Annotated in this window: 25 protein-coding genes and 1 pseudogene; 12 read left to right on the forward strand and 14 right to left on the reverse strand. The window is 66.6% G+C overall.

Annotated elements, in window-relative coordinates:
* Nucleotides 1-43: 43 nt before the first annotated feature.
* Nucleotides 44-1186, forward strand: a complete 1143-nt coding sequence (locus C7T96_RS17980) for an ABC transporter substrate-binding protein (protein WP_106572626.1) — start codon at nt 44-46, stop codon at nt 1184-1186.
* 84 nt (nt 1187-1270) lie between these two features.
* Here the strand turns inward: C7T96_RS17980 and C7T96_RS17985 are convergent, their stop codons facing one another.
* Entirely contained in the window at nt 1271-2218 is a 948-nt protein-coding gene (locus tag C7T96_RS17985) for a LysR substrate-binding domain-containing protein (protein ID WP_106572627.1), read from the reverse strand.
* A gap of 115 nt (nt 2219-2333) precedes the next feature.
* On the opposite strand from C7T96_RS17985, the gene C7T96_RS17990 reads away from it, so the two are divergent.
* Entirely contained in the window at nt 2334-3473 is a 1140-nt protein-coding gene (locus C7T96_RS17990; RefSeq protein WP_106572628.1) for a TauD/TfdA family dioxygenase, read from the forward strand.
* Entirely contained in the window at nt 3470-4234 is a 765-nt protein-coding gene (locus C7T96_RS17995; protein ID WP_106572629.1) for a class II aldolase/adducin family protein, read from the forward strand. The genes C7T96_RS17990 and C7T96_RS17995 overlap by 4 nt, the downstream gene beginning before the upstream one ends.
* Before the next feature lie 149 nt (nt 4235-4383).
* Here C7T96_RS17995 and C7T96_RS18000 read toward each other — a convergent pair whose 3' ends face one another.
* Nucleotides 4384-5070, reverse strand: coding sequence for a cytochrome b/b6 domain-containing protein (locus C7T96_RS18000; RefSeq protein ID WP_106572630.1), 687 nt, complete (start codon nt 5068-5070; stop codon nt 4384-4386).
* Nucleotides 5070-5369, reverse strand: coding sequence for a PepSY domain-containing protein (locus C7T96_RS18005; protein ID WP_106572631.1), 300 nt, complete (start codon nt 5367-5369; stop codon nt 5070-5072). Before C7T96_RS18005 ends, C7T96_RS18000 begins: the two co-directional genes overlap by 1 nt.
* A 129-nt stretch (nt 5370-5498) precedes the next feature.
* Between C7T96_RS18005 and C7T96_RS18010 the strand changes: the two genes are divergently transcribed.
* The 3 genes from C7T96_RS18010 to C7T96_RS18020 are packed head-to-tail and all read left to right on the forward strand — an operon-like array spanning nt 5499 to nt 7809.
* Nucleotides 5499-5798: a PepSY domain-containing protein gene (locus C7T96_RS18010; RefSeq protein WP_199190508.1), complete on the forward strand. Its 300-nt coding sequence runs from the start codon at nt 5499-5501 to the stop codon at nt 5796-5798.
* Nucleotides 5798-6463, forward strand: a complete 666-nt coding sequence (locus C7T96_RS18015) for a response regulator transcription factor (RefSeq protein ID WP_106572632.1) — start codon at nt 5798-5800, stop codon at nt 6461-6463. The genes C7T96_RS18010 and C7T96_RS18015 overlap by 1 nt, the downstream gene beginning before the upstream one ends.
* Nucleotides 6460-7809, forward strand: coding sequence for a HAMP domain-containing sensor histidine kinase (locus C7T96_RS18020; protein ID WP_106572633.1), 1350 nt, complete (start codon nt 6460-6462; stop codon nt 7807-7809). Before C7T96_RS18015 ends, C7T96_RS18020 begins: the two co-directional genes overlap by 4 nt.
* A gap of 18 nt (nt 7810-7827) precedes the next feature.
* Here C7T96_RS18020 and C7T96_RS18025 read toward each other — a convergent pair whose 3' ends face one another.
* On the reverse strand, nt 7828-9105 hold the full coding sequence (locus tag C7T96_RS18025) for a glycerate kinase (protein ID WP_106572634.1): 1278 nt from the start codon (nt 9103-9105) through the stop codon (nt 7828-7830).
* A gap of 189 nt (nt 9106-9294) precedes the next feature.
* Nucleotides 9295-9783, reverse strand: a pseudogene (locus C7T96_RS18030) (hydantoinase B/oxoprolinase family protein); the annotation flags it as partial.
* An 81-nt stretch (nt 9784-9864) separates the two neighbouring features.
* On the opposite strand from C7T96_RS18030, the gene C7T96_RS24225 reads away from it, so the two are divergent.
* Both C7T96_RS24225 and C7T96_RS18040 read left to right on the forward strand, forming a co-directional pair.
* A complete protein-coding gene (locus C7T96_RS24225; RefSeq protein ID WP_199190512.1) occupies nt 9865-10137 on the forward strand; it encodes a hypothetical protein in 273 nt (90 codons plus the stop codon).
* Entirely contained in the window at nt 10095-10472 is a 378-nt protein-coding gene (locus tag C7T96_RS18040) for a hypothetical protein (RefSeq protein ID WP_106572637.1), read from the forward strand. The genes C7T96_RS24225 and C7T96_RS18040 overlap by 43 nt, the downstream gene beginning before the upstream one ends.
* 52 nt (nt 10473-10524) lie before the next feature.
* Here the strand turns inward: C7T96_RS18040 and C7T96_RS18045 are convergent, their stop codons facing one another.
* The 7 genes from C7T96_RS18045 to argH form a co-directional block, all read right to left on the reverse strand.
* Nucleotides 10525-11778 carry a cation:proton antiporter gene (locus C7T96_RS18045; RefSeq protein ID WP_106572638.1) on the reverse strand — a complete coding sequence of 418 codons (1254 nt, stop codon included), beginning with the start codon at nt 11776-11778 and terminating at the stop codon, nt 10525-10527.
* 172 nt (nt 11779-11950) lie between these two features.
* Entirely contained in the window at nt 11951-12481 is a 531-nt protein-coding gene (msrA, locus tag C7T96_RS18050) for a peptide-methionine (S)-S-oxide reductase MsrA (RefSeq protein ID WP_106572639.1), read from the reverse strand.
* Nucleotides 12471-12941, reverse strand: coding sequence for a peptide-methionine (R)-S-oxide reductase MsrB (msrB, locus tag C7T96_RS18055; RefSeq protein ID WP_106572640.1), 471 nt, complete (start codon nt 12939-12941; stop codon nt 12471-12473). The genes msrA and msrB overlap by 11 nt, the downstream gene beginning before the upstream one ends.
* A gap of 108 nt (nt 12942-13049) precedes the next feature.
* Nucleotides 13050-15602, reverse strand: coding sequence for a TIGR02302 family protein (locus tag C7T96_RS18060; protein WP_245414167.1), 2553 nt, complete (start codon nt 15600-15602; stop codon nt 13050-13052).
* Nucleotides 15603-15739: 137 nt separating this feature from the next.
* Nucleotides 15740-17005 (reverse strand): diaminopimelate decarboxylase, encoded by a 1266-nt coding sequence (lysA, locus tag C7T96_RS18065; protein ID WP_106572641.1) that lies wholly within the window; start codon nt 17003-17005, stop codon nt 15740-15742.
* Between the two features lie 62 nt (nt 17006-17067).
* The gene (locus tag C7T96_RS18070; RefSeq protein ID WP_106572642.1) at nt 17068-17277 is read right to left on the reverse strand and encodes a hypothetical protein; all 210 of its coding nucleotides are present in this window, start codon (nt 17275-17277) and stop codon (nt 17068-17070) included.
* Nucleotides 17278-17351: 74 nt separating this feature from the next.
* Entirely contained in the window at nt 17352-18752 is a 1401-nt protein-coding gene (gene argH / locus C7T96_RS18075) for an argininosuccinate lyase (protein ID WP_106572643.1), read from the reverse strand.
* 30 nt (nt 18753-18782) lie between these two features.
* Between argH and C7T96_RS18080 the strand changes: the two genes are divergently transcribed.
* A complete protein-coding gene (locus tag C7T96_RS18080) occupies nt 18783-19457 on the forward strand; it encodes a TlpA disulfide reductase family protein (protein ID WP_106572644.1) in 675 nt (224 codons plus the stop codon).
* A gap of 129 nt (nt 19458-19586) precedes the next feature.
* Nucleotides 19587-19769, forward strand: coding sequence for a hypothetical protein (locus C7T96_RS18085; protein WP_106572645.1), 183 nt, complete (start codon nt 19587-19589; stop codon nt 19767-19769).
* A gap of 167 nt (nt 19770-19936) precedes the next feature.
* On the opposite strand, the gene C7T96_RS18090 is transcribed toward C7T96_RS18085, so the two are convergent.
* On the reverse strand, nt 19937-22318 hold the full coding sequence (locus C7T96_RS18090; RefSeq protein WP_106572646.1) for an EAL domain-containing protein: 2382 nt from the start codon (nt 22316-22318) through the stop codon (nt 19937-19939).
* A 333-nt stretch (nt 22319-22651) separates the two neighbouring features.
* On the opposite strand from C7T96_RS18090, the gene C7T96_RS18095 reads away from it, so the two are divergent.
* Both C7T96_RS18095 and C7T96_RS18100 read left to right on the forward strand, forming a co-directional pair.
* The gene (locus C7T96_RS18095; RefSeq protein ID WP_106572700.1) at nt 22652-24022 is read left to right on the forward strand and encodes an aminotransferase class I/II-fold pyridoxal phosphate-dependent enzyme; all 1371 of its coding nucleotides are present in this window, start codon (nt 22652-22654) and stop codon (nt 24020-24022) included.
* A gap of 12 nt (nt 24023-24034) precedes the next feature.
* Complete coding sequence (locus C7T96_RS18100; protein ID WP_106572647.1) at nt 24035-24439, forward strand: response regulator; 405 nt, start codon at nt 24035-24037, stop codon at nt 24437-24439.
* 228 nt (nt 24440-24667) lie between these two features.
* Here the strand turns inward: C7T96_RS18100 and C7T96_RS18105 are convergent, their stop codons facing one another.
* Entirely contained in the window at nt 24668-25039 is a 372-nt protein-coding gene (locus C7T96_RS18105) for a response regulator (RefSeq protein ID WP_106572648.1), read from the reverse strand.
* Between the last annotated feature and the right edge of the window lies 1 nt (nt 25040).

Below are 25040 nucleotides of genomic sequence, written 5' to 3' on the forward strand. Positions count from 1 at the left end.
GGCGATCACGAAACCACCACACACCATTTTTGGGAGGAATGGCATGAAAAAGATCACTGCAATCGCGGCGCTCCTCGGCGCCTCGCTGGCGAGCACGACGGCCTTGGCCGAACCGCTGAAGATCGGGATGATCACCACATTGTCGGGCGGCGGCTCCGGCCTGGGCATCGGCGCCCGCGACGGTTTCATGCTGGCGATCGAGGAAGCCGGCAACAAGGACGTCGAGGTCGTCATTGAGGACGATGCAATGAAGCCCGACCTTGCCGTGCAGATCGCCGACAAGATGATTCAGAGCGACAAGGTCGACGTTTTGACCGGTATCATCTGGTCGAACCTCGCCATGGCCGTCGTGCCGGGCGCGGTCAATCAGGACCTGTTCTACGTCTCGCTCAATGCCGGCCCCTCGGCGCTGGCCGGCAAGCTGTGCAACGAGAACTATTTCAACGCCGCCTGGCAGAACGACAATCTGCACGAGGCAATGGGCAAGCACGCCAACACGTCGGGCTACAAGAAAACCTTCATCCTGGCGCCGAACTATCCGGCCGGCACCGACGCGCTGACCGGCTTCAAGCGCTTTTACGAGGGCGAACTGGCGGGTGAGCTCTACACCAAGCTCGGCCAGAGTGACTATGCCTCCGAGATCGCCCAGATCCGGGCCTCGGGCGCCGACGCGGTCTATTTCTTCCTGCCGGGCGGCATGGGGATTGCCTTCATGAAACAATATGCCCAGTCGGCCGTCGACATTCCCGTCATGGCGCCGGGTTTCGCGATGGACCAGGACGTGCTGGGCGCGATCGGCGAGTCCGCACTCGGCGTGTTCAACACCGCACAATGGTCGCCGGATCTCGACAACGACGCCAACAAGGCTTTCGTGGAAGCCTTCAAGGCCAAATATGGCCGCATTCCCTCGATCTTCGCCAGCCAGGGCTACGACACCGCCAAGCTGATCCTGTCGGCCGCGGCCAAAGCGGACGTGAAGGACAAGGAGGCCTTTCGCGCGGCCCTGAAGGCGGCCGATTTCGCCTCCACGCGCGGCGAGTTCCGTTTCGGGTCGAACAATCATCCGATCCAGGACATCTATGTGCGCAAGGTGGTCAAGACCGACGACGGCGAACTCACCAACGAGGTGGTCGGCGTCGCCTTCGAGGATCACCAGGACGCCTACGCCAAGGACTGCAAGCTCTAAGACCGAGGCGCGAAGGCCATGCGGCCGTGCATGTGAGGGCAAACCGGGCCCACCGTTCCGCGGCAAAGTCGCCGGACGGTGGGCTCATTCGCGTTTGCCGTTGCGGTCGACGACGGCGCGGGCGACCTCTTTCGATCCTTGCTCCGCGTAGACCAGCCCGAGCCAGGCGGCGAAGCCGCGCGCGGCCGGCTTGACCGCACCACCCGGCGACAACGTGGCGTAATAGCCGGTGCCGAGATCGATCTCGGCGTCCGGCCAGGCAACCAGCGCGCCCTCGTCGACCAGCCCCTGGGTGATCGAGCGCCAGCCGAGCACCAGACCGCTGCCGCCGACGGCGGCCTGCACGGCCTGGACGTAATTGTCGAAGATCTGGCTGGAGCCGGCATGCCTGCCGGCGCCGCGCCGCGCCAGATAGTCCGGCCAGTCGGCCCAATGCCGCGTCTCGGCATTGCGGACATGGATGAGCGGCGCGCCCTCCAGGCCGGCGCCGGAGACCAGCAGCCGCTCCACCAACGCGGGATGGCCGACCGGGCAGACGCGCTCGTCGAAGAGTTTTTGCGTCTCCCCGTCCGTCCACCCGCCCCAACCGTAGCGCAGCACGACGTCGATGCCGGCCGACACCGCCGGCAGATCGGTCGGCGGTGCCTGCACATTGACCAGCAGGTCGGGATGGGCGGCATAAAAGTCGGGCAGACGCGGCATCAGCCAGTAGGTTGCCATGCCGAGCGTGCAGGCGACGGTGATCCGCTGGTGCTGGACATCGGCGGAGGCGCGGATTTCGGCGATGGCGGTCGCGATCATGTCGAGCCCTTCGCCGGTTGCGCGGGCGAGTTGCTGGCCGGCCTCCGTCAGGCGCGCCGGGCGCGTGCCGCGGTCGAGCAGCGTTGTTCCGACATGGTCCTCGAGCGCCTTCAGCGCCTGGGTGACAGCCGGCTGGGACACGTTGAGCCGGGCCGCCGCGAGGCGCATCGAGCCGAGCCGTGCGACCAGATCGAAGGCGGTCAGGAGACGAAGCGGCGGCAGGCGATCCATGACTTAACCCAGGACTTAAGTTGAGATCAGCTTTATCCGCCTTTTCCCGGCACGGAGAGTAAGGCGATGCTGGGGCCATCGCAAGCCGACACCGGTCTTAAGTTAAGGACATGCCATGAACATCGTACACAGCGCGCAGCCAGCCGTCAGCCTGTCGGAAAAGGGCCTGCATGTTGTCCTTGCCGATGGCCGGCAAGCCTATTTCAACTATTACTGGCTGCGCGACAATTGCCCGAGCTCGTTCGACCCGGCAACGCGCGAGCGGGTGTTCGACATCTTCCATCTCGAGCGGCCGCCGCGCGCCGAAACGGCCGCACTCGACGGCGATGCGCTGGTCGTAGGCTGGCAGGGAGAGAACCATGTCACGCGCATGCCGGTCACGACGCTTGCGCTTTATGCCGATGGACATCGGCGCCCCGACCCGGCCGACTTGCCGCGACGGGCCTGGCATGGCGACCACTACCGCGATGTCGCGCGCTTCTCGCAGCCCGACCTCATCGCAGACCGCAGCAAGGTCGCCGCCTGGATCGAGGCCCTCATCGTCGAAGGCGTGGCGGTCGTCACCGACATGCCCGACAGCGACCAGGGGCTGACGGAGACCGCCCAATTGATCGGCCAGGTTCGCCCGACCTTCTTCGGCGCCTATTTCGACGTGCGCACGCATATCAAACCGACGAATCTCGCCTATACGGCCAAGGCGCTGGAGCTGCATACAGACACGCCGGCCGAGGAGGCGGCGCCGGGGGTCCAGTTCCTGCATTGCCGCGCCAATTCCGTCGAGGGCGGCGGCAGCCTGTTCGCCGACGGCGTGGCGGTGGCCAACGATTTCCGCGCCGCCGACCCGCATGGTTTTCACCTCCTGTCCAGCATCGACATTCCGTTTTATTGCGAGCACGACAGCTACGACATGCGGTCGCGCCAAAGGGTGATCGAACTCGACGACAAGGGCGAGGTCTCCGGCCTGACGATCAGCCAGCACATGGCCGACATTTTCGACCTGCGCCAAGAGGTGCTCGACGACTACTATCCGGCGTTCTGCCGGTTCGGGAAGATGCTGCAGGATCCGCGCTACGTGATGAATTTCAGACTTCAGCCGGGCGAATGCATCACCTTCGACAATCACCGCATCGTGCATGGCCGCGCAGCCTATTCGGCAACCAGCGGCGACCGGCACCTGCGCGGCTGCTATACCGACCGCGCCGAGATGCGCTCGACCTATCGCGCGCTGGTCGGCGAAGGGCGGTTCAAGACATGACGACGCGCAGCCTGAAAGCCGTTGCGAACCCTGACGACGACGTCGCCGCCCTGCGCCGCGACATGGCCGCCGCCTTTCGGCTTTGCCACCAATTCGGATGGAGCGAATCGGTGGGCAATCATTTCAGCGCCGCGGTGTCGCCGGACGGACGGCGCTTCCTGCTCAATCCGCGCTGGCAGCATTTCGCCACGATCAGGGCCAGCGATCTGCTTATGCTCGACGCCGACGATCCAGACGTGATGGCGCGGCCCGACGCGCCCGACCCGTCGGCCTGGACGATCCATGGCGCCATGCACCGGCTGCTGCCGCAGGCACGGGTAATCCTACATTGCCACGCGCCCCATGCCGTCGCGCTGGCCTGTTTGAAGGACCCGACGCTGCTGCCGCTCGACAACAACACCGCCCGGTTCTTCGGGCGCATCGGCTACGACCTTGCCTTTGGCGGCATCGCCGATGCGGCAGAGGAAGGCCGGCGCCTGGCGGAGACGATGAAAGGCAACACCGTGCTTGTGATGGCCAATCACGGCGTCTCGATCGCCGGCGCGACCGTCGCCGATGCCTTCGAGGACCTCTATTTTTTCGAAAAGGCCGCGCAGACACTGGTGCTGGCACGTTCCACCGGCCAACCGCTTTCGGTATTGTCGGATGACGTCGCGCGCGCGACCGCGGCCGGCTGGGCCGCCTATCGCGGCATGGCGCAACGCCATTTCGACTATTTGAAATCGACCCTCGACGCCCGCGATCCGTCCTGGCGCGATTAGACGGCCGGGTTTCGCGGGTACTTTGCTTAGGGAAGGGTTTGCCCGAGCAAACGGGCAAGACGGAAAAACGCGGGCAAGGCCGGCGCCTCACCCGCGTGATCCGACCGGTGGCTGCGACCGTCCTTTCCGAGCCCAATGCGGGAGGGCTTTTATCCGTCGCGCACGCCGCTAGCCTGCCCGCCGGCATCCGGTTCGCCGCCGGCAGCCGAACCGGGCAACGCACGTTTGGCGCCCGTGACCATAGCCCGAACGAGGTTCTCCCGATGGGCGTAGCTGGCAAGCGCGACGCCGGCGACATGCAGGACAATAAGCACCAGCGTCAGGTTCGCCGCGATCTCGTGCACCTCCTCCCAGATCTCGCCGGTCTCGTCACCTTCACGCAAGGCGCCGGAACCGTCCTCAACGGTCCTTTCATGCGCGACGATGCCGGCAAGCGGTCCGCGCCCTTCCTCCATCGCCAGCGTCGCCATGCCGGAAGCGGCCGTCAGCGCCAGCGCGGCGAGCAAAGCGAGCGTCATCGCCCCGCCCGCCGGGCTGTGCCCGAGATGGCGCGGCGCCCGGCCAGTCGCCAGGTCCCGCAGATAGCCGAGCACGCGGGCAGGCCCTGTGACGAAGTCGGAAAACCGCGCCCGCCGCGGCCCGACAAAACCCCAAAGGATACGAAAAGCCACCACGAAGGCGATGGCGTAACCCGCCCAGGAGTGCAGCCATTCGGGCTCGCCCTCGGACAGGTAGGCGGTGGCGAACCCCGCCACCAGCACCCAGTGACCGGTGCGGACGAGCGGGTCCCAGACCCGCTCCATCCCGGTGCTTCGATCCTGGACATCCGCGACCATCAGTCGTCGGAGCTCTGTCTGCGGAGCGGCTCGCCCGTCACGGGATGCAGATAGGCTTCCACGCGCATCCCGTTGGCGTCGGTCATCTCCACCTCGTAGACGCCGTCTTCGGTATCGATCTCGCGCACGGTGTAGCCTTGCGCTTCGAGCTTGGCGGCGAGGTCGGCGATGCTCATCCACTGAGCGCGCGGCGGCATGTCGGCGAAGCGACGGCCGTCGTCGTCCGAGGCACGGGCTCCGGCGGTGGCCAGGGCAACGGCGGTCGCGAGCGCGGCGGCGAGCAAAACGGTGCGTTTCATCGGGTTTCTCCTTGTTGGACGCGGCGGGATTGCCGCGCTGACAAGGCACGTTCTGCCCCATAGCGCCTGACGCCTACCTGACGCGTTTTGTCAGCTTGCCGTCAGCTTGCCGACGGTAAAAGATGGCGCATGATGCGCTCCATCTGCTTAGCCATCCTGTTGATGCTGTCGGCGCCGGCGATCGCCGACGGCGACGACCACGACCGGGCCCGCGCCGCGCTCGAGCGCGGCGACATTCTGCCCCTGTCGAGGATCCTCGCGATAGTCGAGAAAACATGGGGCGGGCGGGTGATCGAGGTCGATCTCGGTCGCGACGACGGACGTTTCGTCTACGAGATCGAGATCGTGACGCCGGCGGGACGGTTGCTGGAGGCCGAGATCGACGCGGCCACGGGCGACCTCATCGAAAGCGATTACGAGGACGATTGATGCGGATCCTGGCGGTCGAGGACGACGCGCGGATCGCGCGCGATATCAAGACCACACTTACCGACGCCGGTTTCCGGGTCGAAACGACGGCCGACGGCGAGGACGCCTGGTTTCTCGGCGACACCGAGGAATACGACCTCGTCGTGCTCGATCTCGGCCTGCCCAGCATGGACGGGCTTGCCGTGCTGAAGAAGTGGCGCGCCGCCGGGCGCGAGATGCCGGTGCTGGTGCTGACGGCGCGCGGGTCCTGGCAGGAACGCGTCGAGGGCATCGAGGCCGGTGCCGACGACTATCTGCCCAAGCCGTTCCGGATGGAGGAGCTGGTGGCGCGGGCCCGGGCGCTGGTGCGCCGCGCCGCCGGGCGCGGTAGCGCGCTCCAGCAGGCCGGCCCGCTCGCCATCGACACCAACCGCATGACGGTGTCGGTGAACGGCGTGCCGGTCTCGCTGACCGCGCTGGAATACCGTCTGATTGCCTATCTCGCCCTGCACGGAGACCGCGTGGTGCCGCCGAGCGAACTGCTCGAGCATCTTTACGGCGATGACGACGCGCGGGAAGCCAACGCGCTCGAAGCCGTCATGACCCGTCTGCGGCGTAAGCTCGGTACCGGCGTGATCGGCACGCGCCGCGGTTTCGGGTATTTCCTGGAAGGTGGAACGGCATGAGCGGCATGTCGCTGCGGCTGCGGCTCGCGCTCGCCGGCGCGGCAGCGGTTATCGTGGCGCTCAGCCTGGCCGGTCTCGGCCTGACAGCCTTGTTCGGCACCCATGTGCAACGCCGCGCCGAAGCCGAAATGGCGGTCCAACTCGACCAGGTGCTGGCGGGCCTGGCGCGGCAGGGACAAGCATTGCGGCTTATCACGCCGCCCGCCGACCCTCGGTTTCGCCGGCCCTATGGCGGGCTCTACTGGCAGATCGAGACGACCGACCAGACGCTGCGCTCGCGCTCGCTGTGGGACGCGGCGCTCGACTTGCCGGCCGACGAGCTGGCCGACGGCCAGGTGCACAGCCACGAGATCGCCGGCCCCGACGACACGACGCTGCTGGCGCTCGAACGCATCGTCGAGCTTCCGGCCTCGCTCGGCGGCGGCGCAGCGCGAGCGACGGTGGCGATGGACGCCGCCGAACTTTCAGCCGCGCGGCGCGCCTTCGCCGCCGATCTGTCGCCCTATCTGCTGCTGCTCGCCCTGATCCTGATCGCCGCTCAGGGCGCGCAACTCGTTTTCGGGCTGCGTCCGCTCGGGCGGATCGGCGCGCGGGTGGCGGCCCTGCGCGACGGCGGGGTGAGGCGCATGGGCGGCGACTGGCCGCGCGAGATGCGTCCGCTCGCCGGGGAGATCGATGCCCTGCTGGAGGCACGCCAGGCCGATGTCGAACGCGCCCGGGCCCGCGCCGGCGATCTGGCGCATGGGCTGAAGACACCGCTGCAGGCCCTGCTCGGCGAAGCCGGACGGCTGCGCGCGCGCGGCGAGGATCAGGCCGCCAGCGCCATCGAAGAGGTCGCCAGCGCCATGCAGACCCATGTCAATCGCGAACTGATCCGCGCCCGGGCCGCCGCGCGCGCGGCGCAGGCAGCGGCACCGGTCGCCGAAATGGTCGCGCGGATCGCCTCGGTCCTGCGCCGTACGCCCAACGGCGAGCGGCTCGACTGGGCGATCGACGCGCCGGCGGAGCTCGCCGTGGCGCTCGACCCGGCCGACCTGTCGGAAGCGCTCGGCGCGCTCGCCGAAAACGCCGCGCGCCACGCCGCCTCCCGGGTCGCGATGACGGCGCGGCAAAGCAACGGGCGCGTGCGCATCGAGATCCGCGACGACGGACCGGGGATACCGGACGACGCACTCGCCTCGATCGCCGGGCGCGGTCGGCGCCTCGACGAAGACCGACATGGCGCCGGGCTCGGGCTGTCGATCGCCGCCGAGATCGCGACGGCGGCCGGGGGCACGCTCAGCCTGGAAAACGGCCTACCCGGCCTGCGGGCTGTACTCGAGCTGCCGGCAGCGGCCAACGGCTGATGGGCGAAACGGCCGCTCTCACCTGACGAGAATGGCGCGAAAGTCGTTGACATTGGTGCCGGTCGGGCCCGGAACGAACAGATCCCCGGCAAGATCGAAGGCCGACCAGGCATCGTGCGCGAGCAGCAAACGACGCGGATCGCCGCCCGCCGCGCGGATGCGGGCCGCCGTCGCGCCGTCGCAAAACGCACCGGCATTATCTTGCGAGCCGTCGATGCCATCGGTATCGGCGGCAAGCGCGTGAATGCCGCCAACCCCGTCAATCTCGAGCGCGAAGGCAAGCAGGAATTCCGTATTGCGGCCGCCCTTACCGAACGCAGCATCGCCGATGGTGACGGTGGTTTCGCCGCCGGACAGCAGCAGAACCGGTCGGGTCGGTGTCCGCGCCCGCTCGGCGTGCTCGCGCGCCAGCGCGGCGTGCATACGGCCGATCTCGCGCGCCTCGCCCTCGATCCGGTCGGACAGGATCGCGGCCTCCACACCGGCCGCGCGCGCCGCGTCAGCCGCGCTGTCGAGCGAAAGCCGCGCCGAGGCAATCACCTCAACCACATTGTCGCGGAAGGCGGGATCTGTGGGCGACGGCGCTCTCGCCCCGGCGGAGCGGATATGGGCGAGAACGCGCTCGGGCAGCTCGATGCGATAGTCGCGCACGATTGCAAGCGCTTCCTCGGCGGTGGCGGAATCGGGAACGGTCGGCCCGGAGGCCACGAGCGCGGGATCGTCGCCCGGCACGTCGGAGACGATCAGGCTCACCACCCTGGCCGGCGCCGCCGCGGCGGCGAGGCGCCCGCCCTTGATGCGGGACATATGCTTGCGCACCACGTTCATGGCCGAAATCGGCGCGCCCGAGGAAAGCAGCGCGCGGTTGACCGCGATCTCGTCGGCAAGCGTCAGGCCGTCGGCCGGTGCGGCGAGCAGAGCCGACCCGCCGCCCGAGATAAGCGCCACGACCAGATCGTCGCCGGTCAGCCCGCCGACCGCGTCGAGCAGCCGCGCCGAGGCGGCAAGCCCGTTCTCGTCGGGCACGGGGTGGGACGCCTGCAGCACCTCGATCCGCGCGCAGGCCTCAACCGGGCCGGCGCGCGCGACCACGACACCGGAGAGCGGTCCGTCCCACAGGCGCTCGAAGGCGGCCGCCATCTGGCTCGCCGCCTTGCCGGCGCCGACCACGACGGTGCGGCCGACGGGGCGTTGCGGAAGGTGGTTGCGCAGCGCCGCCAGCGGATCGGCGGCCTCGACGGCGGTTGCAAACAGGCCGGCGAGAAACCCGCGCGGATCGGCAAGAGGCGGCGTCATCGTGGCATCACCGTATCGGGACCGAACAGAGGGGCGGGCAGCGCGCTGCCGTGACGAAAACAGGCCGGCGCGGACGGGAGATTGTCCGCCCACCGCGCCGGCTCATGCCGATCATCGGCGATAGGCCGGCCGCTTGGCAAGGCCCCGGCCGCGTCGCGCGACTCGGGCCTCCGCGACACGGCAAAGCCGTCAGCGCTTTAGCATGCCCAGCTCGGCCAGCAGCGCGGCGCCCGCCTTGATGCCGTCGATGAAACACGCGACCTTCAAATTCTCGTTCGGCGCGTGGTTGGCTTCATCGGCATTGGCGTAGGGGATGACGAAGGAGGGCTGGCCGAGGATCTTGGTGAAGACATAGCCGGGCAGGCTGCCGCCGACGGTCTCCATGCGTAAAATGTCGCCGCGCACCAGACGGTTGCCGTCCGACAACGGCGCAAGAACCCGCTCGCGCCCGGTGCCGGGATTGACCGTGGGGCGTCCGACGCCATCGCCCATCCCGCCATCGATGCCCCAGGGCGGGTTCTTGACGCTGTCGATGCGCACGGCGAGCACGGCCTCCTCGGCGAGGATCTCGTATTCACGCACGATTCCACAGCCGCCTCGGTAGCGGCCGGGTCCGCCGGAATCGGGCACGACGCAGTAGCGCAGGAGCCGCACCGGATAGCCGAGTTCGATGAAGTCGCCGGCAAGGCGATCGAGGGCGAGCGACCGCACCGGGCGGGCGACTATTCCTTCAACACTATCGGCATTTCCAGCTATCTGATGCTGTCGTCGACCATGCCGGACGTGCTGCGCGAGGAAAAGGGGGACTACACGGTCGGCGGCTGCGGCGGCAACATCGCCTGGCATACCGAAAACGACACCTTGGAGATCGCCGACAAGGACATTCTCTTGCGCGACATCAAGGTCTATCTTCTCGCCGTGCTGCGCAACGCCAATGCCGACATCCTGCCGTTCGACTGGCGCGCCACGACCAAGAATTCGCCGAGACGGTGGCGCAGTACCAGGTCAAGGCCGGAGATCGTTTCGACCTGACGCCGTCGAAAAAGGCGATCGCGGACCTCGCCGCCGCGCTCGAGAATTTCTACAATCGCGTCGCCTCGAAATCGATCGACGCCGGCAGGGCCAACCGGGTGATCCAGGATCTGGCGCGCATCCTGGTGCCGATCAACTTCACCCGCGTCAACCGGTTTCGCCACGATCCGGCGCTGACCATTCCGCCACTGCCGTCGATCGCGGCGGCCGCCGAACTCGACCGGTTCGACGACACCACGCTCGGCTTCGCCAGGACCCAGCTCGTGCGCGGTCAAAACCGCCTGATCTCGGCGCTGCGCCAAGCCCAGCGCCACATCGCGCTCGTCGCCGGCTGACAGCCCGGCGCCGCCGGGTCTGGCCCGGGTAGAAGGACCGAACACATGGCGCTCAAGGATCGTCGGGCGTCTCCGCGACCGGTTGGCCGCCGCCCCTGCCGGCCGGGGCACGGCCGGCGAAGCGGGCGGCCAGCGGGCTGGCGGTCAGCCCGTGAGCGACGATGCTGATCAGCACGGTCAAAACCACGCAGGCGATCAATTCGTCGCGCCCCGGCACCTCGAAGCGCTCCAGCACGAAAAGCACGAACAGGATCGAAGCCAGTCCACGCGGCCCGAACCAGCCCAGAAACAGCTTTTCGTAGCTGCCGAGCCCCGAACCGGCCAAGGACAGCCAGATCGGCAGCATGCGCACGACGGTCAGGAACAGAACCGCGAGCGCCAGTGTCTTGAGGCTGGCATGCTGGAAGCCGAGCGGCGCCAGCACCGCGCCGAAGATCAGGAAGGTCAGCATGGTCAGCAGTTGCCCTTCGCCTTCCATGAACTCCTCGATGAAGCGCGCGGAGGCACGCAGACTGTTGCCGAAGGCGAGCCCGCCGGTGAAGGCGGCGATGAAACCGTTGCCGCCGACCAGTTCGGCCCCGAAATAGGCGATGAAGGCGATGCTGAGAAAAAAGATACCCTGATAGACCTCCGTCAACGTGCCGGCCCGGATGGCGACATCGAGCAGGCGCGCCGCGCCGAAACCGATCGCCACGCCGACCAGCGGGCCGAGCACGATCTGCTTCAGCGCGAAGGCGGCCAGGCCGCCGGGCTGCTGGGCCGCGTCGATGGTGCCCGCGCCGGCGGCGAGCGTGGCCGCGACCAGAACGATCGGCAGGGCCAGGCCATCATTGAGCCCGCTTTCGACATTGATGCCGCGACTGATCGGACCCGGCACCGCATCGCTGGTGACGACCGGCTGGCTGAGCGCGGCATCGGTGGGGGTGAGAATGGCGGCGACCAGCATGGCAAGCGCCCAGGACTGGTCCGGCGAGACCCATTTGGCGATCAGCGTGCCGAACAGCACGGTTAGCGGCATGCCGATCAAAAGCATGCGCAGCGGTATGACGAAGCCGCCCGACAGCGCGCGCAGGCTGATGCGCGAGGCATCGGAAAACAGCACCAGCACCAGCGTCACCTCGGCGACCAGATGCACGACTTCGCGCGCGCCATGTATCGGCACGATATCCGCGCCCGCCAGCCCGATCGCGAGTCCGGTGGCGGTGAACACCATCGGCAGGGTGACCAGCCGGACCTCGAGCGCATGCGACAGAACGGCGTAGACGGCCACCAGCGACAACAGCCCGACAACCAGTTCCGGCGACATCGCGGCTCCCTCTCAACATTCCCGTACGGCCGGTCTGCGGCGGCCGGGGCTTCGCGCCCGCGGCGGAATGGCGAAGCCTACTACAGAACGGTTCGGGATGGCACGATGCAACCGCCGACGCGCGACAGGCAGCCGCGCCCATGCGTGCGGTCGCGGTCCGCGACGCCGGCGGTCAGGCCGTTTGTTTGTCGCGGGCCGGCAGCGTCCAGTTCGGGCGCGGGAAGTGGCAGGTATAGCCGTTCGGGTATTTTTCCAGATAGTCCTGGTGGACGGGCTCTGCCTGCCAGAACGCGCCGGCCGGCACGATTTCGGTTGCCACCCTGCCCGGCCACAGGCCCGACGCCTCGACATCGGCGATCGTGTCCTCGGCGATACGGCGCTGTTCGTCGGTGGTGTAAAAGATCGCCGAGCGGTACTGGCTGCCGACATCGTTGCCCTGACGGTCCAGGGTCGTGGGATCGTGGATCTGGAAAAACAGCTCCAGAATCGCCCGATAATCGGTCTTGCCGGGATCGAATTCGATCTCGATCGCCTCGGCATGACCGGTCTTTCCCGTCTTCACGGTCTCGTAGACCGGCCGATCGGTGTCGCCGCCCGTATAGCCGACACGGGTCGCGACCACACCCGGGTGCCGGCGCAGCAGGTCCTGCATGCCCCAAAAACAGCCCCCGGCAAGCACGGCGCGTTCGACATCAGCGCTCATCGGCGTTCTCCTTCTCGGCGAACAGGTGCAGGAACTCGCCATACCCCTCGGCCTCCATTTCCGCGACGGGAACGAAACGCAAGGCGGCGGAATTGATGCAATAGCGCAGGCCGGTGGCCTCGCGCGGCCCGTCCTCGAAGACATGGCCGAGATGGCTGTCGGCATGGCCCGAGCGCACCTCGACGCGTCGCATGCCGTGGCTCTCGTCCAGATGCTCGACGATCTCGGCGGCGGCGAGCGGACGGGTGAAGCTCGGCCAGCCGCAGCCCGACTCGAACTTGTCGGTCGACGCGAAAAGCGGCTCGCCGCTGACGATATCGACATAGAGGCCCGCATCCTTATTGTCGACATAGGCGCCCGAAAACGGCCGTTCGGTGCCGTTTTGCTGGGTGACGCGAAACTGCTCCGCGCTCAGCCGCTCAAGCGCCTCGGGAGTCTTTCGGTAGATCTTTCCGGTCATGGTCTGCTCCACATCCTGCCGCACGTGAAATGGGTATTGGGGCATAGCGTTGCCAGCCCCGCCGGCCTCGACCGGGCCTGCGTGGCCGCGCAGGGTGCCGTGGCCGCACTATTCGAGCTGCAACAGGCGTTCGAGATAGTCCTTCTCCAGCTCGGGGCTCAGCGCATCGCCGAGCCGGCGGCGGATCGCCTCGAGAATGCGCCGGGCGCGCTGTACGTCGATCTCGTCGGGCACCTCGACCGTATCGCCAAAATCGGGGCCGGTCGTGGCGCGCGGTCGGCCCAGCGGATCGCGGTCGGCGTTCTGCTGGCGGCCGCCTTCCTCCGAACCGCCCTGCTCGCCCTGCATGGCCTGGCGCATTTGCTGCATCATGTCCTGCGCGCCGCGGCGCAGCGCCTCGAGCGCGCGGCCCTGCTCGCCAACGGCACGATCGCCCTGGCCCTCGCCGAGGGCCTCGCCGGCCTCGCCCATCGCCTCGCCGGCTTCGCCGAAACCCTGGCCGGGCTGAATGCCCATGCCTTCGAGGCGATCGGTCAATTCCCCAAGCTCGCCGCGCAGTTGACCCTGGCCTTCCTGCAACTGGCGCAGCGCCTCGGCGAATTCCTCCGCGCTCATGCCGCCCTGACCCTGCTGACCCTGCTCGCCATTGTCGCCGCGCTGCTGCCCGGGTTGCTGACCGCGCTGGCCGCGCTGCATCTGATCGAGCCGGTGGGTCTCGTTCATCATCTCCTGCTGCCGGCGCATGATCTCGCCGAGCCTGTCCATCTGCTGGCGCATCTCGCTCTGCTGGCCGTCGCCCTGCTGGCGCTGGTGACGGCCGGCCTGCAGATTGTTCATCATGTTTTGCAGTTGCGACAGGAGTTCCTGCGCCTTGTCGCGGGCACCCGAACGCGCGAGATCCTCGATCTGGTCAAGCATCCGGTCGATGTCGTTGCGGCGCAGTTGCTCGCCGTCTTGCGGCATCTGCATGGCCATGTTGGGATCGCGCGCCGCTCGCTCTGCGAATTCGCGCAGAAAATCCTGCATGGCCTCGCGCAATTCGGCCATCAGCCGCTCGATCTCCTCGTCCGAAGCCCCGTTCTCCAACGCGTCGCGCAGGGCCTGCTGCGCGGCGCGCAGGCGTTTTTCGGCAGCCGTCAGGTCGCCGTCCTCGATGCCGAGTGCGATCTCCCACAGATAATCGACCACGCCGCGCAACGCCTCGTCGTCCTCGGCCAGCGCCAGGCGTTCGCGCGCGCTCACCAGGCCCAGATAATGCGCCATGGTGTCGAACGTATCCTCGGGCCTCAACGTGACGGCGTCCATCAGCGCCAGAACCCGCGACTTGCGGTTGGCGTCGAGCGCCAAAAGCCGGCGCTGCTCGATCACCGCGCGCGCCAGCGGATTGGTGAAGGGACGCTCGGGCAGAACGAGCGTCTTGTCTTCGCTCGTCGCCTCCTGGCCGGCATCGTCGACCGCGGCCAGCCGCATGCCAACCGCGACGCCCGCCCAGGGATGCTCGGTCAAGTCGCGGGCGGTCTTGGCGCGGTTTTCGTCCGCGCCCCGGCGCGGCAGCGAAAGCGGCAGGTCCGGCGCCTCGTAGAGCGGCCGAGCGCCTTCGGGCGGCGGCATCCGCTGCGTGATGATCGCACGCGCCGAAGCCGCGCCGTAGTCGTCCTCGATTTCGTAGACGAGTTCGAGCGTGCCGTTGACCGCACGTTTCGGCTCTTCGACGAAGGCGATCCGCGGCGGCCGGTCCGCGATCACGGTGAAGGCCCAGCTGTCAAGCTCGCGCGTGCCCGCCATCAAGGCGAGCGACCCGGCCTCGGCCAGGCGGTAGACAAACCGGGAGACGCCCGGCCGGGCCGCTTCGCCATCGACCGCGGCGGCAACGGCAATGGCGGCGTCGCTCCCTTCCGGCAAGGCGGCCGCGCGGAAGGCAAGCCGTTCCTCGCCCGACCCGCCGGTGACGCGCAACGACACCTCGCTTCCAGCCGGCACTTCGAACCCCTCCTGCTCGCGATTGGCCTCGGCTGTCAGGAAAACCGGCGGCTTGCCGGTATAAGAGGGCGGCGTCACCCAGGCGTCGATGCGCGCCGGCACCGCGCCGGCCGCGGCATGCGGACGAAACGCGTCGCCAAGGCGCCCGCCATAGGGACTGGCCGAAAAGGCAAAACCGACCACGAGCAGCAGCGGAACCAGGGCACGCAGGGCCCAGGGATCGCGCTCGGGCACTCGCGGGCGCGGCAGGTCGCCCGAAAGCGCGCCCAGCCCTTCGGCGAGACGGCGCTGGTGCTCGCGCCACAGCGCATCGGAAAAGTCGTCCGCCACGCCGGCCGGCCGATCGGCCTGGGCCGTGACCGGACGGTGGCGCAGCCGGTTGGCGCGCTCGATGCGCCGATCGATCTCGGCCGGTGTCGGCCAGCGGAAGGACCGCAGAGGATAGAGCGCGGCGAGCGCGGCAAGACCGAAGCCGATCACGGCGGCAATGCGCGCCCAGTCCGGCAGGAGACGAAACAGGCCGAACCACGAGGCGGCGAGGAAGAGCCCAACAACCAGAACGAGCGGCAGGACAAGCGGCCAGCCTCGCTCGGCGAGCATCGCCACGCCGGCCGAAAAGCGTGTCCGGCCGATCTTCAGGGAGCGGTTTGCGCCGGTACGGCCCGCCATGTCTGTGGCCATTGCGTCGTCCTGTTCGGCTCGCGGCCGCCGATCGGCGCCGCGTCACGAGTCACAAGATATCGCAAATGACGGCGAAGACGAGGCAATTCCCGCAATCGTGATCGCGCTGAGTGGCGCGCGAAACCCGCCTGCCGGCTCTAAAGCCAGTCGGGAACGGAATCCAGGCCGATCAGCGCGTCATAGGTCGGGCGCGGGCGCACGACGTGACAGCGATCGCCGCTGACCAACACCTCGGGCACGAGCAGGCGGGTGTTGTAGGTGCCCGACTGCACCGCGCCGTAAGCACCGGCCGTCCCGACGGCGATCAGGTCGCCCGACCCCATCCGCGGCAGGGATCGTTCCAGGCCGAGATAATCGCCGGTCTCGCAGACAGGGCCGACGACATCGACTGTCAGGGTCTGCGTATCGCGGCCCGGCTGCGCGACCGGGCGGATGTCGTGATAGGCGTCGTAGAGCGTCGGGCGGATCAAATCGTTCATGGCCGCGTCGACGATCAGGAAATTGCGGGCATCGCCCTCCTTCAGGAAGATGACGCTCGCCACCAGGATGCCGGCATTGCCGACGATCATGCGTCCCGGTTCGAAGATCACCTTGACGCCGAGCCCGGCCATGCGCTTGCGCACCATCGCCGCATAGGCGTCCGGCAAGGGCGGCGGATCGTCGTCGAAACGGTAGGGAATGCCGAGCCCCCCGCCGAGATCGACATGTTCGATGGCGTGGCCGTCGGCCCGCAGCGCCTGGGTCAGCTCGGTCAGCAGGGCGAAAGCGTCGTCGAAGGGCTGCAACTCGGTGATCTGGCTGCCGATATGCATGTCGACGCCGCTGACGCGGAGCCCCGGCAGGGCGGCGGCGCGACGATAGGCGTCGCGCGCATGCTGCCAGGCGATGCCGAACTTGTTTTCCGCCTTGCCGGTGGAAATCTTACGGTGCGTCCTGGCATCGACGTCCGGGTTGATGCGCAGCGAGACCGGCGCGACCCGCCCGGCCGCGACCGCGCGTGCCGACAACAACTCCAGTTCGGGCTCGGATTCCACGTTGAAGCAAAAAATGCCGGCCTGGAGCGCGAAATCCATCTCCGCGGCGGTTTTGCCGACGCCCGAAAACAGGATCTTGCCGGGATCGAAACCGGCCGCCAGCGCGCGGCGCAATTCGCCTTCCGAGACCACGTCGGCGCCGGCGCCGAGACCGGCGAGCGTTTTCAGCACCGCCTGGTTGGAATTCGCCTTCATCGCGTAGCACACCAGCGCGTCGAGGTCGGCGAAGGCGTTCGAAAACACGTTATAATGCCGGCTCAACGTGGCGGTCGAATAGCAGTAGAACGGCGTTCCGACGGCAGCCGCGATCTGCGGCACCGGCACGTCTTCGGCGAACAGGACGCCGTCGCGATAATCGAAATGGTTCACGTCACGTCCAGCAAAGAAAGATGTTCATCAGTCCGGCCGCAAGGCGCCGGGCAGCTTGCATGTCAGTCGATCAGACCGTCGAGGATGAACGGCTTGTCGGCTGCGGGCGGCTCGGGCGCCGGCGGCAGTTCCTCGCCCTTCTTCTCGGCCTCGGCGCGTTTTTCCAGCGCGGCCTCGTAGGGCGTGATCGGCGGGCTGCGGCGTCCGCACGCGGCCAGGGAGCCGGCGACGGCCAGCAAGGCAAGCAGCAGGGCGGTTCGGCGGAGGCACATGGCAATCCTCGTCATGACGAAGCACTGTGTTTAGCGGAGATCGTTTTGCGATGCACCCCTTTTGCGGCGCCGCGTCAGGCGCGCGCCAGCCGTTTTTTCCAGTAGCGAATCTGGCGGCGCACCTCGGCGGGCGCGGTGCCGCCGAACGAGGTGCGGCTGCGTACCGAATTGCGCACCGACAGCACCGAATAGACGTCCTCGGTAATGCCGGCATGGATCGCCTGCAATTCTTCCAGGGTGAGTTTTTCGAGCGCGGTCTTCTTGTCCTCGGCCAGCGCCACGGCGCGGCCGGTGACATGGTGCGCCTCGCGGAACGGTAGGCCGGCCACCCGCACCAGCCAGTCGGCGAGGTCGGTCGCGGTGGCATAGCCGGCGCCGGCCGCCTTGCGCATGGCGGTCTTGTCGACCGTCATGTCGGCGACCATGCCGGTCATCGCCGCCAGCATGAGTTCGAGCGCCTCGGCGGCGTCGAAGACGGCTTCCTTGTCTTCCTGCATGTCCTTGGAATAGGCGAGCGGCAGGCCCTTCATCACCGTCAGCAGGGCAAGCAGGTCGCCATTGATGCGCCCGGTCTTGGCGCGAACGAGTTCGGCGGCGTCGGGGTTCTTCTTCTGCGGCATGATCGAGGAGCCGGTGGAAAAGGAATCCGACAGGCGCACGAACCCGAATTGCGGCGTCGACCAGATGACGATCTCCTCGGCCAGGCGCGACAGATGGGTGGCGCAGATCGCCGCCGTCGACAGGAACTCGAGCGCGAAGTCGCGATCCGACACGCTGTCGATCGAGTTGCGGGTCGGGCCGCGGAAGCCGAGCGCCTCAGCGGTCATGGTGCGATCGATCGGGAAGCCGGTGCCGGCCAGCGCGGCGGCGCCGAGCGGGCTTTCGTCGAGGCGCTCGAGCGCGTCGCGCACCCGCGACAGGTCCCGACCGAACATCTCCACATAGGCCATGCAATGATGGCCGAAGGTGACCGGCTGCGCCGACTGCAAATGGGTGAAGCCCGGCATGATGGTGCCGGCATGGTCCTCGGCCCGCGCCAGGAAGGCGCCGATCAGCCCCTTGAGCGCCTCGGCGGTGCGGGTAAGCTCCTCCTTCACCCAAAGCCGGAAATCGACGGCGACCTGGTCGTTGCGCGAGCGCGCCGTATGTAGACGCCCGGCCGACGGCCCGATCAGTTCGGCCAGACGGGCTTCGATATTCATATGGATATCTTCGCGCGCGGCCGAAAAGGTGAAGGTGCCGGCCTCGATTTCTTCCAGGATCGTGTTCAGGCCGTGAGCGATACGGCTTTGATCTTCGGCCGAGATTATGCCTGTTTCGGCGAGCATCACGCTATGGGCGAGCGAGCCGCGAATGTCCTGGGCGTAGAGCTTGCGGTCGAAGTCGATGGATGCGTTGATCGCCTCCATGATGGCCGCCGGCCCCGAGGCAAAACGTCCGCCCCACATTTCGTTGCTGGTCTTTTTGTCGCTCATGATGCTAACCGGACGCCGGAGTTAGGCCCTATGGACTGGAAGATGCTGAACATGCCCGCCACGCGCCTGATCCTGGCCGCCGCGGTCGCCGGGGTTCTGGCCGGCGCGATCGCCGTATACGTGAGGTCGGCCGCCGATGGCAACACGGACCGCCCGGGCGCCGACGTCGCCGCGGCAAGCTGCGAGGCCAAGACGGGGCAAGCGACGGCCGTGGGCGCGGCGGCCAAGGGCGCGGTCGCGGCGATGCTGGCCGCCGACCCGCCGCAATCGCTGGCCGACCTTGCCTTCAACGACCCGGACGGCAAGCCGATCACGCTGGCCGCGCTTTCGGGCAAGACGGTGCTGATGAATCTGTGGGCGACGTGGTGCGCGCCGTGCCGGGCCGAAATGCCGGCGCTAGACGCCCTGCAAAAGGAGATGGGCGACCCGGATTTCGAAGTGGTGGCGGTCAATGTCGATACCGGCAGCGACGAGAAACCGCTTAAGTTCCTGGACGAGATCGGCATCGGGTCGCTGCGCTTCTACCGCGACAACACGCTCGGCCTGTTCAACGAGCTGAAAACCCGTTCGCTCGCGCTCGGCCTGCCGGTCACGCTGCTGATCGACGCGGAAGGCTGTCTGCTGGCGCATATGAACGGCCCCGCCGAATGGCACACCGACGATGCCAAGACGCTGATCCGCGCCGCCATGCACGGCAACGATTAAGTAACACGCCACAATTAGGTAACACCCCGTAAGGATTTGTGAGAGCGCTACCGCCGGTTTTGGCGTATACAGGCGCACTTCCGGGGCAGATCTGATTTTTTGGCAACGCGTAGCGTGATCGAGGGGACTATGGTCGGGGAAGACAAACAACAGCCGCGCGGCGACCGTTCCGGCACTGAAACGGCGTTGCGGGATAGCGTGAACCCATCGCAGGAACAGGACTCTCCGTTCAACGGCGATCCCCATGCGGCGCATCCGCACGATCCGTTCCGGGATCTTTTCGGCGACAGCCGCCAGACGTTCGAATTCTAGAACCGTTCCGCTGTTCACAGGATCGCAGATCGGCTCCGACTTATCGTTTTGACGCGTTTTTGAACGGCGAACCGGTTTCCACTTCGCCTGCAAACGCTCTTGAGCAGGCCGGCGTGGGCGGCAATTCGACGAACCGCCGCCTCATCCCTCCTCCCTTCACGGCCTGATCAACCGGTCGCACCTGTTCTGGGCTGCGCTCCGGCAGCATCGTCCGCACGCGCGTCAAACCGCGTCGCCGCATTGGCCAGCACATATCCGGCCAAATCCAGTTCCTCCAGCGGCTTGGCGAAATAGAAACCCTGCAACTGGTTGCAGGCGATCTCGCGCAGGAACTCGACCTGCTCGAGCGTCTCGACCCCTTCGGCCGTGATGTGGATCTTGAGCGTGCGTCCCAGCGACACGATCGAGCGCAGAATATCGCGCGCCACCGCGTCCTCGGACGAGGCCGTGACGAAGGATTTGTCGATCTTGATCTTGTCGAAGGGAAATTTCAGCAGATAGGCGAGGCTGGAATAACCGGTGCCGAAATCGTCCATCGCCACCGTCACGCCCAGAGCCTGGATGCGGTTGAGCTTCTCGATCACCTCGTCCGGGTTTTCGATCAGCAGGCTTTCGGTGATCTCGAGTTCCAGACGATGCGGCGGCAGGCCGGTCTTGTCCAGCGCGTCGCGAACGACGGACACGATGTCGGAAAGCTGGAAATGCCGCGCCGACAGATTGACCGCGACGTTGAGATCGCCCGGCCATACCGTGGCCGCGGCGCAGGCCGCCTCGATCGTCCAATCGCCGATCTGCTTGATGAGCCCCGATTGCTCGGCCAGCGGAATGAATTCCGACGGCGGAACGAGACCGCGGATCGGGTGGTTCCAGCGCACCAGCGCCTCGAAGCCGCTGGGGCGATTGTCCTCGGCCGAGACCAGCGGCTGATAATGCAGGACGAGTTCGTTTTCCGCGATCGCCTGACGCAGTTCGGCCTCCAGCATGCGGCGTTCGCGCAGATCCGAATCCATCTGCGCTTCGAAAAATCGATAGGCGCCGCGCCCCTCGGCCTTGGCGCGATAAAGCGCAAGGTCGGCGTTGCGCAGAATCTGGTCCGGGCGGATGCCGTTGATCGGCGCGACGGCGATGCCGATGCTGACGCCGATGGAAACGAATTCGCCCTCGATCTGGTAAGGGCTGGACAGGTCCTCGACCAGCCGCGCCGCCAGGCCGGCGACCGTCGCCGTCTCGCATTCATTGGCCAGGATCAGCGCGAATTCGTCGCCGCCCAGGCGCGCGGCGATGTCGGTTTCGCGCACGATGTTCTTGATACGCCGCGCAACCATTTCCAAAAGCCTGTCGCCGACCATGTGGCCCATGCTGTCATTGACGGCCTTGAACTGGTCGAGATCGAGATAAAGCACCGCGAACGGCGAGCCGTAGCGCTCCAACCTGGCAACGTTCTGTTTCAAGAGCTCGGTGAAACGGGCGCGATTGACCAGCCCGGTCAGCGCGTCGTTGTGGGCCAGGAAACTGATGCGCCGTTCCGCCTGCTTTTCGGCGGTCACGTCGGACGCCGTGCCGATATAGCCGCGATAGGCCCCGAACTCGTCGCGCGCCGGCTTGCCGGTCATCCGCCACCAGGTTTCGCCGGGGGCCTCGCCGATCCGGATCTCGACATCGGAAAACGGCGCACCGTCGGCGATCGCGGTCTTAATGCCGCGGATGACGGGATCGTTTCCATCGCCCAAGCCTTGCAGAAAGGCGAGGAAATCGACACCGACAAGCGCCGCCCGCGTGCGGCCGGCCGCGGCCTCGAAGCGCTCCGAAACCCGATCGATCCGTCCGTCGCAATCAAATTCCCACAGCCAGTCGGAGGAGTTTTCCTCAAACTCCTTGAGCAACAGGGAAATGATCTCGTTCTGCTCGCTGATCTTCATTTCCGACACCCGGTGCACGACGAAGTCGCGCACATGGCGCTGGCTCGCCAATATGATGACGGCCATGAAGCAGACCAGCAGTACGGCCAGAACAAGCGCTGTGGCACCGTCCTGCATCTGGGTAAGCGCAACGAGGGAGCCGAGGAAAATCGGCACCAGAAACGCCAGTGCCGCCTGCGGAAGGGTGACCAGGATAAGGCCGCCGGCGCTCAACATGCCGGCGATCGCCACAGCCGTGATCAGGGTGACCGTCGCCTGATCCTGCCCTATCAGCAAGATCGGCACGAGCCCCCAAAGCGTTCCGGCAATCAGCGTGTCGGTAACGATGGCGCGCAGCGTCCCGTCGCCTGGGGCGCCGTCGTGCACGCTGCCGCGCCACAAGGTCAGTCCTCTTCGCAGCGAAACCAGAAGTGCCGCGGCCCAAATCAGGACCGCCGGAAATGCCGACGTACCGGCGGCGACCCATACCAGCGACAGTGCCGCGACGATCGCCCCGGCCGCGGCGATCGGCAGAACCTCTACGATGGCCCTGATCTGCTGGCGATGCAAACCCGCGCGGATCGACGGATCGAGTTCACTCACCCCCACCGCGCGCTCGAAACTGGCGCTCAACCGGCGCACGACCCCCATTATCGGCACAACTCAACCCCCACGGTTTGTGTCGAGAAACACTAGGGCTCCCTGCTTAAGTTTCAGTTTCCATGAAAAAAGACGGCGTTCTTCACTTGATACTTTTATGAATTTGAAAATCCAACGCAACTCAAAAGAAATTAATTGTTATTTCAATTAAAATTTTGCATTTCTTATATAAACATATTCTTTCATACATTTGCCTCTTGGTTAATTTTTTCTCTCCGAAAATCTGTAAATCAAAATAAACCATTCCACTTAATCGGAAATTGAAGTGTCCCGGGTATTGTCTCGTCAAAGAAAAATGCGAGCATGGAACACGGGGACTTCGATATGAGCGCAAACAAGCAAGGCCGGGCCATTCCGGAAACAGCCCTGAAAGGCAGCCTGCGCGACTTTCGCCAGCCGGCGGGCGCGGAACTGATCAGACGCGGCGACGGGTTTTTCGCCTGGCAGGATGAACGGCGCGAACACGGGTTGTGGCCCTACGCCAAATCCACCGCCTCGGCGCCGAAAACGCATTGTTCGGCACGCACCGACTGCGGCGAGGAGGTATCCGGGGTGAATTTCGCCTCGCAGGACTATCTTAGCCTGGCCTCACACCCGCAGATCAAAGAAGCGGCGATCGAGGCGATCGAGGAATACGGCGTGCACAGTGCCGGCTCGGCGGCGCTTTTGGGCAATACTCGCCAATCGCTGCAGCTGGAGCGGACCATCTCCGACTATCTGAACGAGCGCGAGATCGTGCTCTATCCGACGGGATGGTCGGCCGGCTTCGCCTCGGTGCAGGGCCTGGTGCGGCCCAACGACCATGTCGTGCTCGACGTGCTTGCCCATTCCTGTCTTCAGGAAGGCGCCCGGGCCGCAACGCAGAACATCCATTTCCACGGTCATCTCAACGTCGAAGGCTTGGCGCGGCGGCTTCAGCGCATCCGCAACACCGATCGGGAAAACGGCATCCTGGTGGTGACCGAAAGCCTGTTTTCCATGCATTCCGACACGCCTGACATCGCCGCGCTGCGCGCGACATGCGACGAATACGGCGCCACGCTTCTGGTCGACTGCGCGCATGATTTCGGCTGCATCGGCGATGACGGCCTCGGCCATCTCGGGCTGCAGAACATGATCGACAATGTCGACATCATTATCGGCAGCTTTTCGAAGACGTTTGCCTCGAATGGCGGCTTCGTTGCCGTCAAGAGCCGGGCAACCGCCGAATATCTGAAATATTACAGCGCCACGCAGACCTTTTCCAACGCGCTGTCGCCGGTTCAGGCGGCAACCGTGCTGGCCGCGTTCGAGATCGTGCGCTCGCAGGAGGGGCGCGAGCGCCGCCGCAGGCTGATGGACAACATCCTCTACATGCGCAACGAAATGGCCAAAGCCGGCATGGAAACGCTCGGCGACCCGTCGCCGATCGTGCCGGTGCGCGTGGGGGCGGAGGGCCTGGCGCGGATCGCCTCGCGCGAACTGGCCTCGGTCGGCGCGATCGCCAATCTGGTCGAGTATCCGGCCGTGCCGCAAGGAGGAGCGCGGTTCAGGGTGCAGGTGATGGCCGATCACTCTGCCGAGGACGTCGACATGCTGGTGCGGCTGATGCGCGAGGCCATGCGCCATGCCGATCTCGAATTTCGCTCCTATCGCGAAAACGATCCCTCGCCCGGTTCCGTTCGCGGCTGGGAAGCCGCATCGAACGCGGCCTGAGGACATCGTTCCATGAACGGCCGGACTTCGCGCGCCCTTCGCCTGCTTGCCGTCGACGACGACGCGGCCTCGGCCGAACTCGTCGTGCGCGTGGCCGAGCGTTGCGGGTTCGAGGCGTTCGCGACCTCCGACTCGCGCGGTGTGTTGAACATCGCGCGAGCGCTCTCGCCCGACATCATGGCGCTCGACATCAACATGCCGAACCTGGACGCGTTCGACCTGATGCGGCTTTTGGCCGAAGCCGGTTTTGCGGGACGGATCCTGATCGTCAGCGGCGAGCAGGAGACGGTTCTCCAGCAGACCCAGGCCAGGGCCGAGGCGCTCGGCTTGACCGTGCCCTACGTGCTGCAGAAGCCGCTCGATTTCCAGAAACTGCGCGCCATGCTGTTGGCGCGGGACGTCGTGGCCGCCGCCTGAGCAGCGCGCAACGCCGACGGCAACGATCGCCGGCGCCGGCCCCGTGCGCGCGGCGGGGCTGCCCTTTTCGAAATCCCGAGTCCCCACAACACCGACCGGCGTGAAAGCGGCTCGGCCGCCCCGAGCCGTATCGATCACACGGTCAGGCTGGCGCGCGCTCGGCGGCCAAGATTGGAGCCGGCAGCGGGATGCCGGGATCGGGCGCGGTTGCCCGCCGCCCCCCTTCGATCACGGGCGGGCCTGCAGGCTGCCCTCGATCTTTCCCAGCAGACGCTGCAGGTCCACGGGCTTGGTGTCGAAATCGCAACAGCCCGCCTCGAGGCTCTTGACCCGGTCGGATTCGAACGCGCTCGCCGTCAGCGCGATGATTGGGATCGCCTCGGTGCGGGGGTCGGCCTTGATACGCCGCGTCGCCTCCCAGCCATCCATCTCGCCCAGCCCGATATCCATCAAGATGACATCGGGCATCACCTCGCCCGCGGCACGAACGCCGGCCGGCCCGTCCTCGGCGAAGCGTATGTTATAGCCCCGGCGTTCCAGCCGGCGCCCGAGAACATCGCGATTGATCGGATTGTCTTCGACAATGAGAACCACAGTCATG

The organism is Nitratireductor sp. StC3 (assembly GCF_003015025.1).
GTDB lineage: Bacteria > Pseudomonadota > Alphaproteobacteria > Rhizobiales > Rhizobiaceae > Mangrovimarina > Mangrovimarina alexandrii.

What these genes read in the sequence shown, in the direction of transcription:
- C7T96_RS17980 (WP_106572626.1), top strand. Translation starts at nt 44, where the DNA reads ATGAAAAAGATCACTGCAATCGCGGCGCTCCTCGGCGCCTCGCTGGCG.
- C7T96_RS17985 (WP_106572627.1), bottom strand. Translation starts at nt 2,218, where the DNA reads ATGGATCGCCTGCCGCCGCTTCGTCTCCTGACCGCCTTCGATCTGGTC.
- C7T96_RS17990 (WP_106572628.1), top strand. Translation starts at nt 2,334, where the DNA reads ATGAACATCGTACACAGCGCGCAGCCAGCCGTCAGCCTGTCGGAAAAG.
- C7T96_RS17995 (WP_106572629.1), top strand. Translation starts at nt 3,470, where the DNA reads ATGACGACGCGCAGCCTGAAAGCCGTTGCGAACCCTGACGACGACGTC.
- C7T96_RS18000 (WP_106572630.1), bottom strand. Translation starts at nt 5,070, where the DNA reads ATGGTCGCGGATGTCCAGGATCGAAGCACCGGGATGGAGCGGGTCTGG.
- C7T96_RS18005 (WP_106572631.1), bottom strand. Translation starts at nt 5,369, where the DNA reads ATGAAACGCACCGTTTTGCTCGCCGCCGCGCTCGCGACCGCCGTTGCC.
- C7T96_RS18010 (WP_199190508.1), top strand. Translation starts at nt 5,499, where the DNA reads ATGATGCGCTCCATCTGCTTAGCCATCCTGTTGATGCTGTCGGCGCCG.
- C7T96_RS18015 (WP_106572632.1), top strand. Translation starts at nt 5,798, where the DNA reads ATGCGGATCCTGGCGGTCGAGGACGACGCGCGGATCGCGCGCGATATC.
- C7T96_RS18020 (WP_106572633.1), top strand. Translation starts at nt 6,460, where the DNA reads ATGAGCGGCATGTCGCTGCGGCTGCGGCTCGCGCTCGCCGGCGCGGCA.
- C7T96_RS18025 (WP_106572634.1), bottom strand. Translation starts at nt 9,105, where the DNA reads ATGACGCCGCCTCTTGCCGATCCGCGCGGGTTTCTCGCCGGCCTGTTT.
- C7T96_RS24225 (WP_199190512.1), top strand. Translation starts at nt 9,865, where the DNA reads ATGCTGTCGTCGACCATGCCGGACGTGCTGCGCGAGGAAAAGGGGGAC.
- C7T96_RS18045 (WP_106572638.1), bottom strand. Translation starts at nt 11,778, where the DNA reads ATGTCGCCGGAACTGGTTGTCGGGCTGTTGTCGCTGGTGGCCGTCTAC.
- msrA (WP_106572639.1), bottom strand. Translation starts at nt 12,481, where the DNA reads ATGAGCGCTGATGTCGAACGCGCCGTGCTTGCCGGGGGCTGTTTTTGG.
- msrB (WP_106572640.1), bottom strand. Translation starts at nt 12,941, where the DNA reads ATGACCGGAAAGATCTACCGAAAGACTCCCGAGGCGCTTGAGCGGCTG.
- C7T96_RS18060 (WP_245414167.1), bottom strand. Translation starts at nt 15,602, where the DNA reads ATGGCCACAGACATGGCGGGCCGTACCGGCGCAAACCGCTCCCTGAAG.
- C7T96_RS18070 (WP_106572642.1), bottom strand. Translation starts at nt 17,277, where the DNA reads ATGTGCCTCCGCCGAACCGCCCTGCTGCTTGCCTTGCTGGCCGTCGCC.
- argH (WP_106572643.1), bottom strand. Translation starts at nt 18,752, where the DNA reads ATGAGCGACAAAAAGACCAGCAACGAAATGTGGGGCGGACGTTTTGCC.
- C7T96_RS18080 (WP_106572644.1), top strand. Translation starts at nt 18,783, where the DNA reads ATGGACTGGAAGATGCTGAACATGCCCGCCACGCGCCTGATCCTGGCC.
- C7T96_RS18085 (WP_106572645.1), top strand. Translation starts at nt 19,587, where the DNA reads ATGGTCGGGGAAGACAAACAACAGCCGCGCGGCGACCGTTCCGGCACT.
- C7T96_RS18090 (WP_106572646.1), bottom strand. Translation starts at nt 22,318, where the DNA reads ATGGGGGTCGTGCGCCGGTTGAGCGCCAGTTTCGAGCGCGCGGTGGGG.
- C7T96_RS18095 (WP_106572700.1), top strand. Translation starts at nt 22,652, where the DNA reads ATGAGCGCAAACAAGCAAGGCCGGGCCATTCCGGAAACAGCCCTGAAA.
- C7T96_RS18100 (WP_106572647.1), top strand. Translation starts at nt 24,035, where the DNA reads ATGAACGGCCGGACTTCGCGCGCCCTTCGCCTGCTTGCCGTCGACGAC.
- C7T96_RS18105 (WP_106572648.1), bottom strand. Translation starts at nt 25,039, where the DNA reads ATGACTGTGGTTCTCATTGTCGAAGACAATCCGATCAATCGCGATGTT.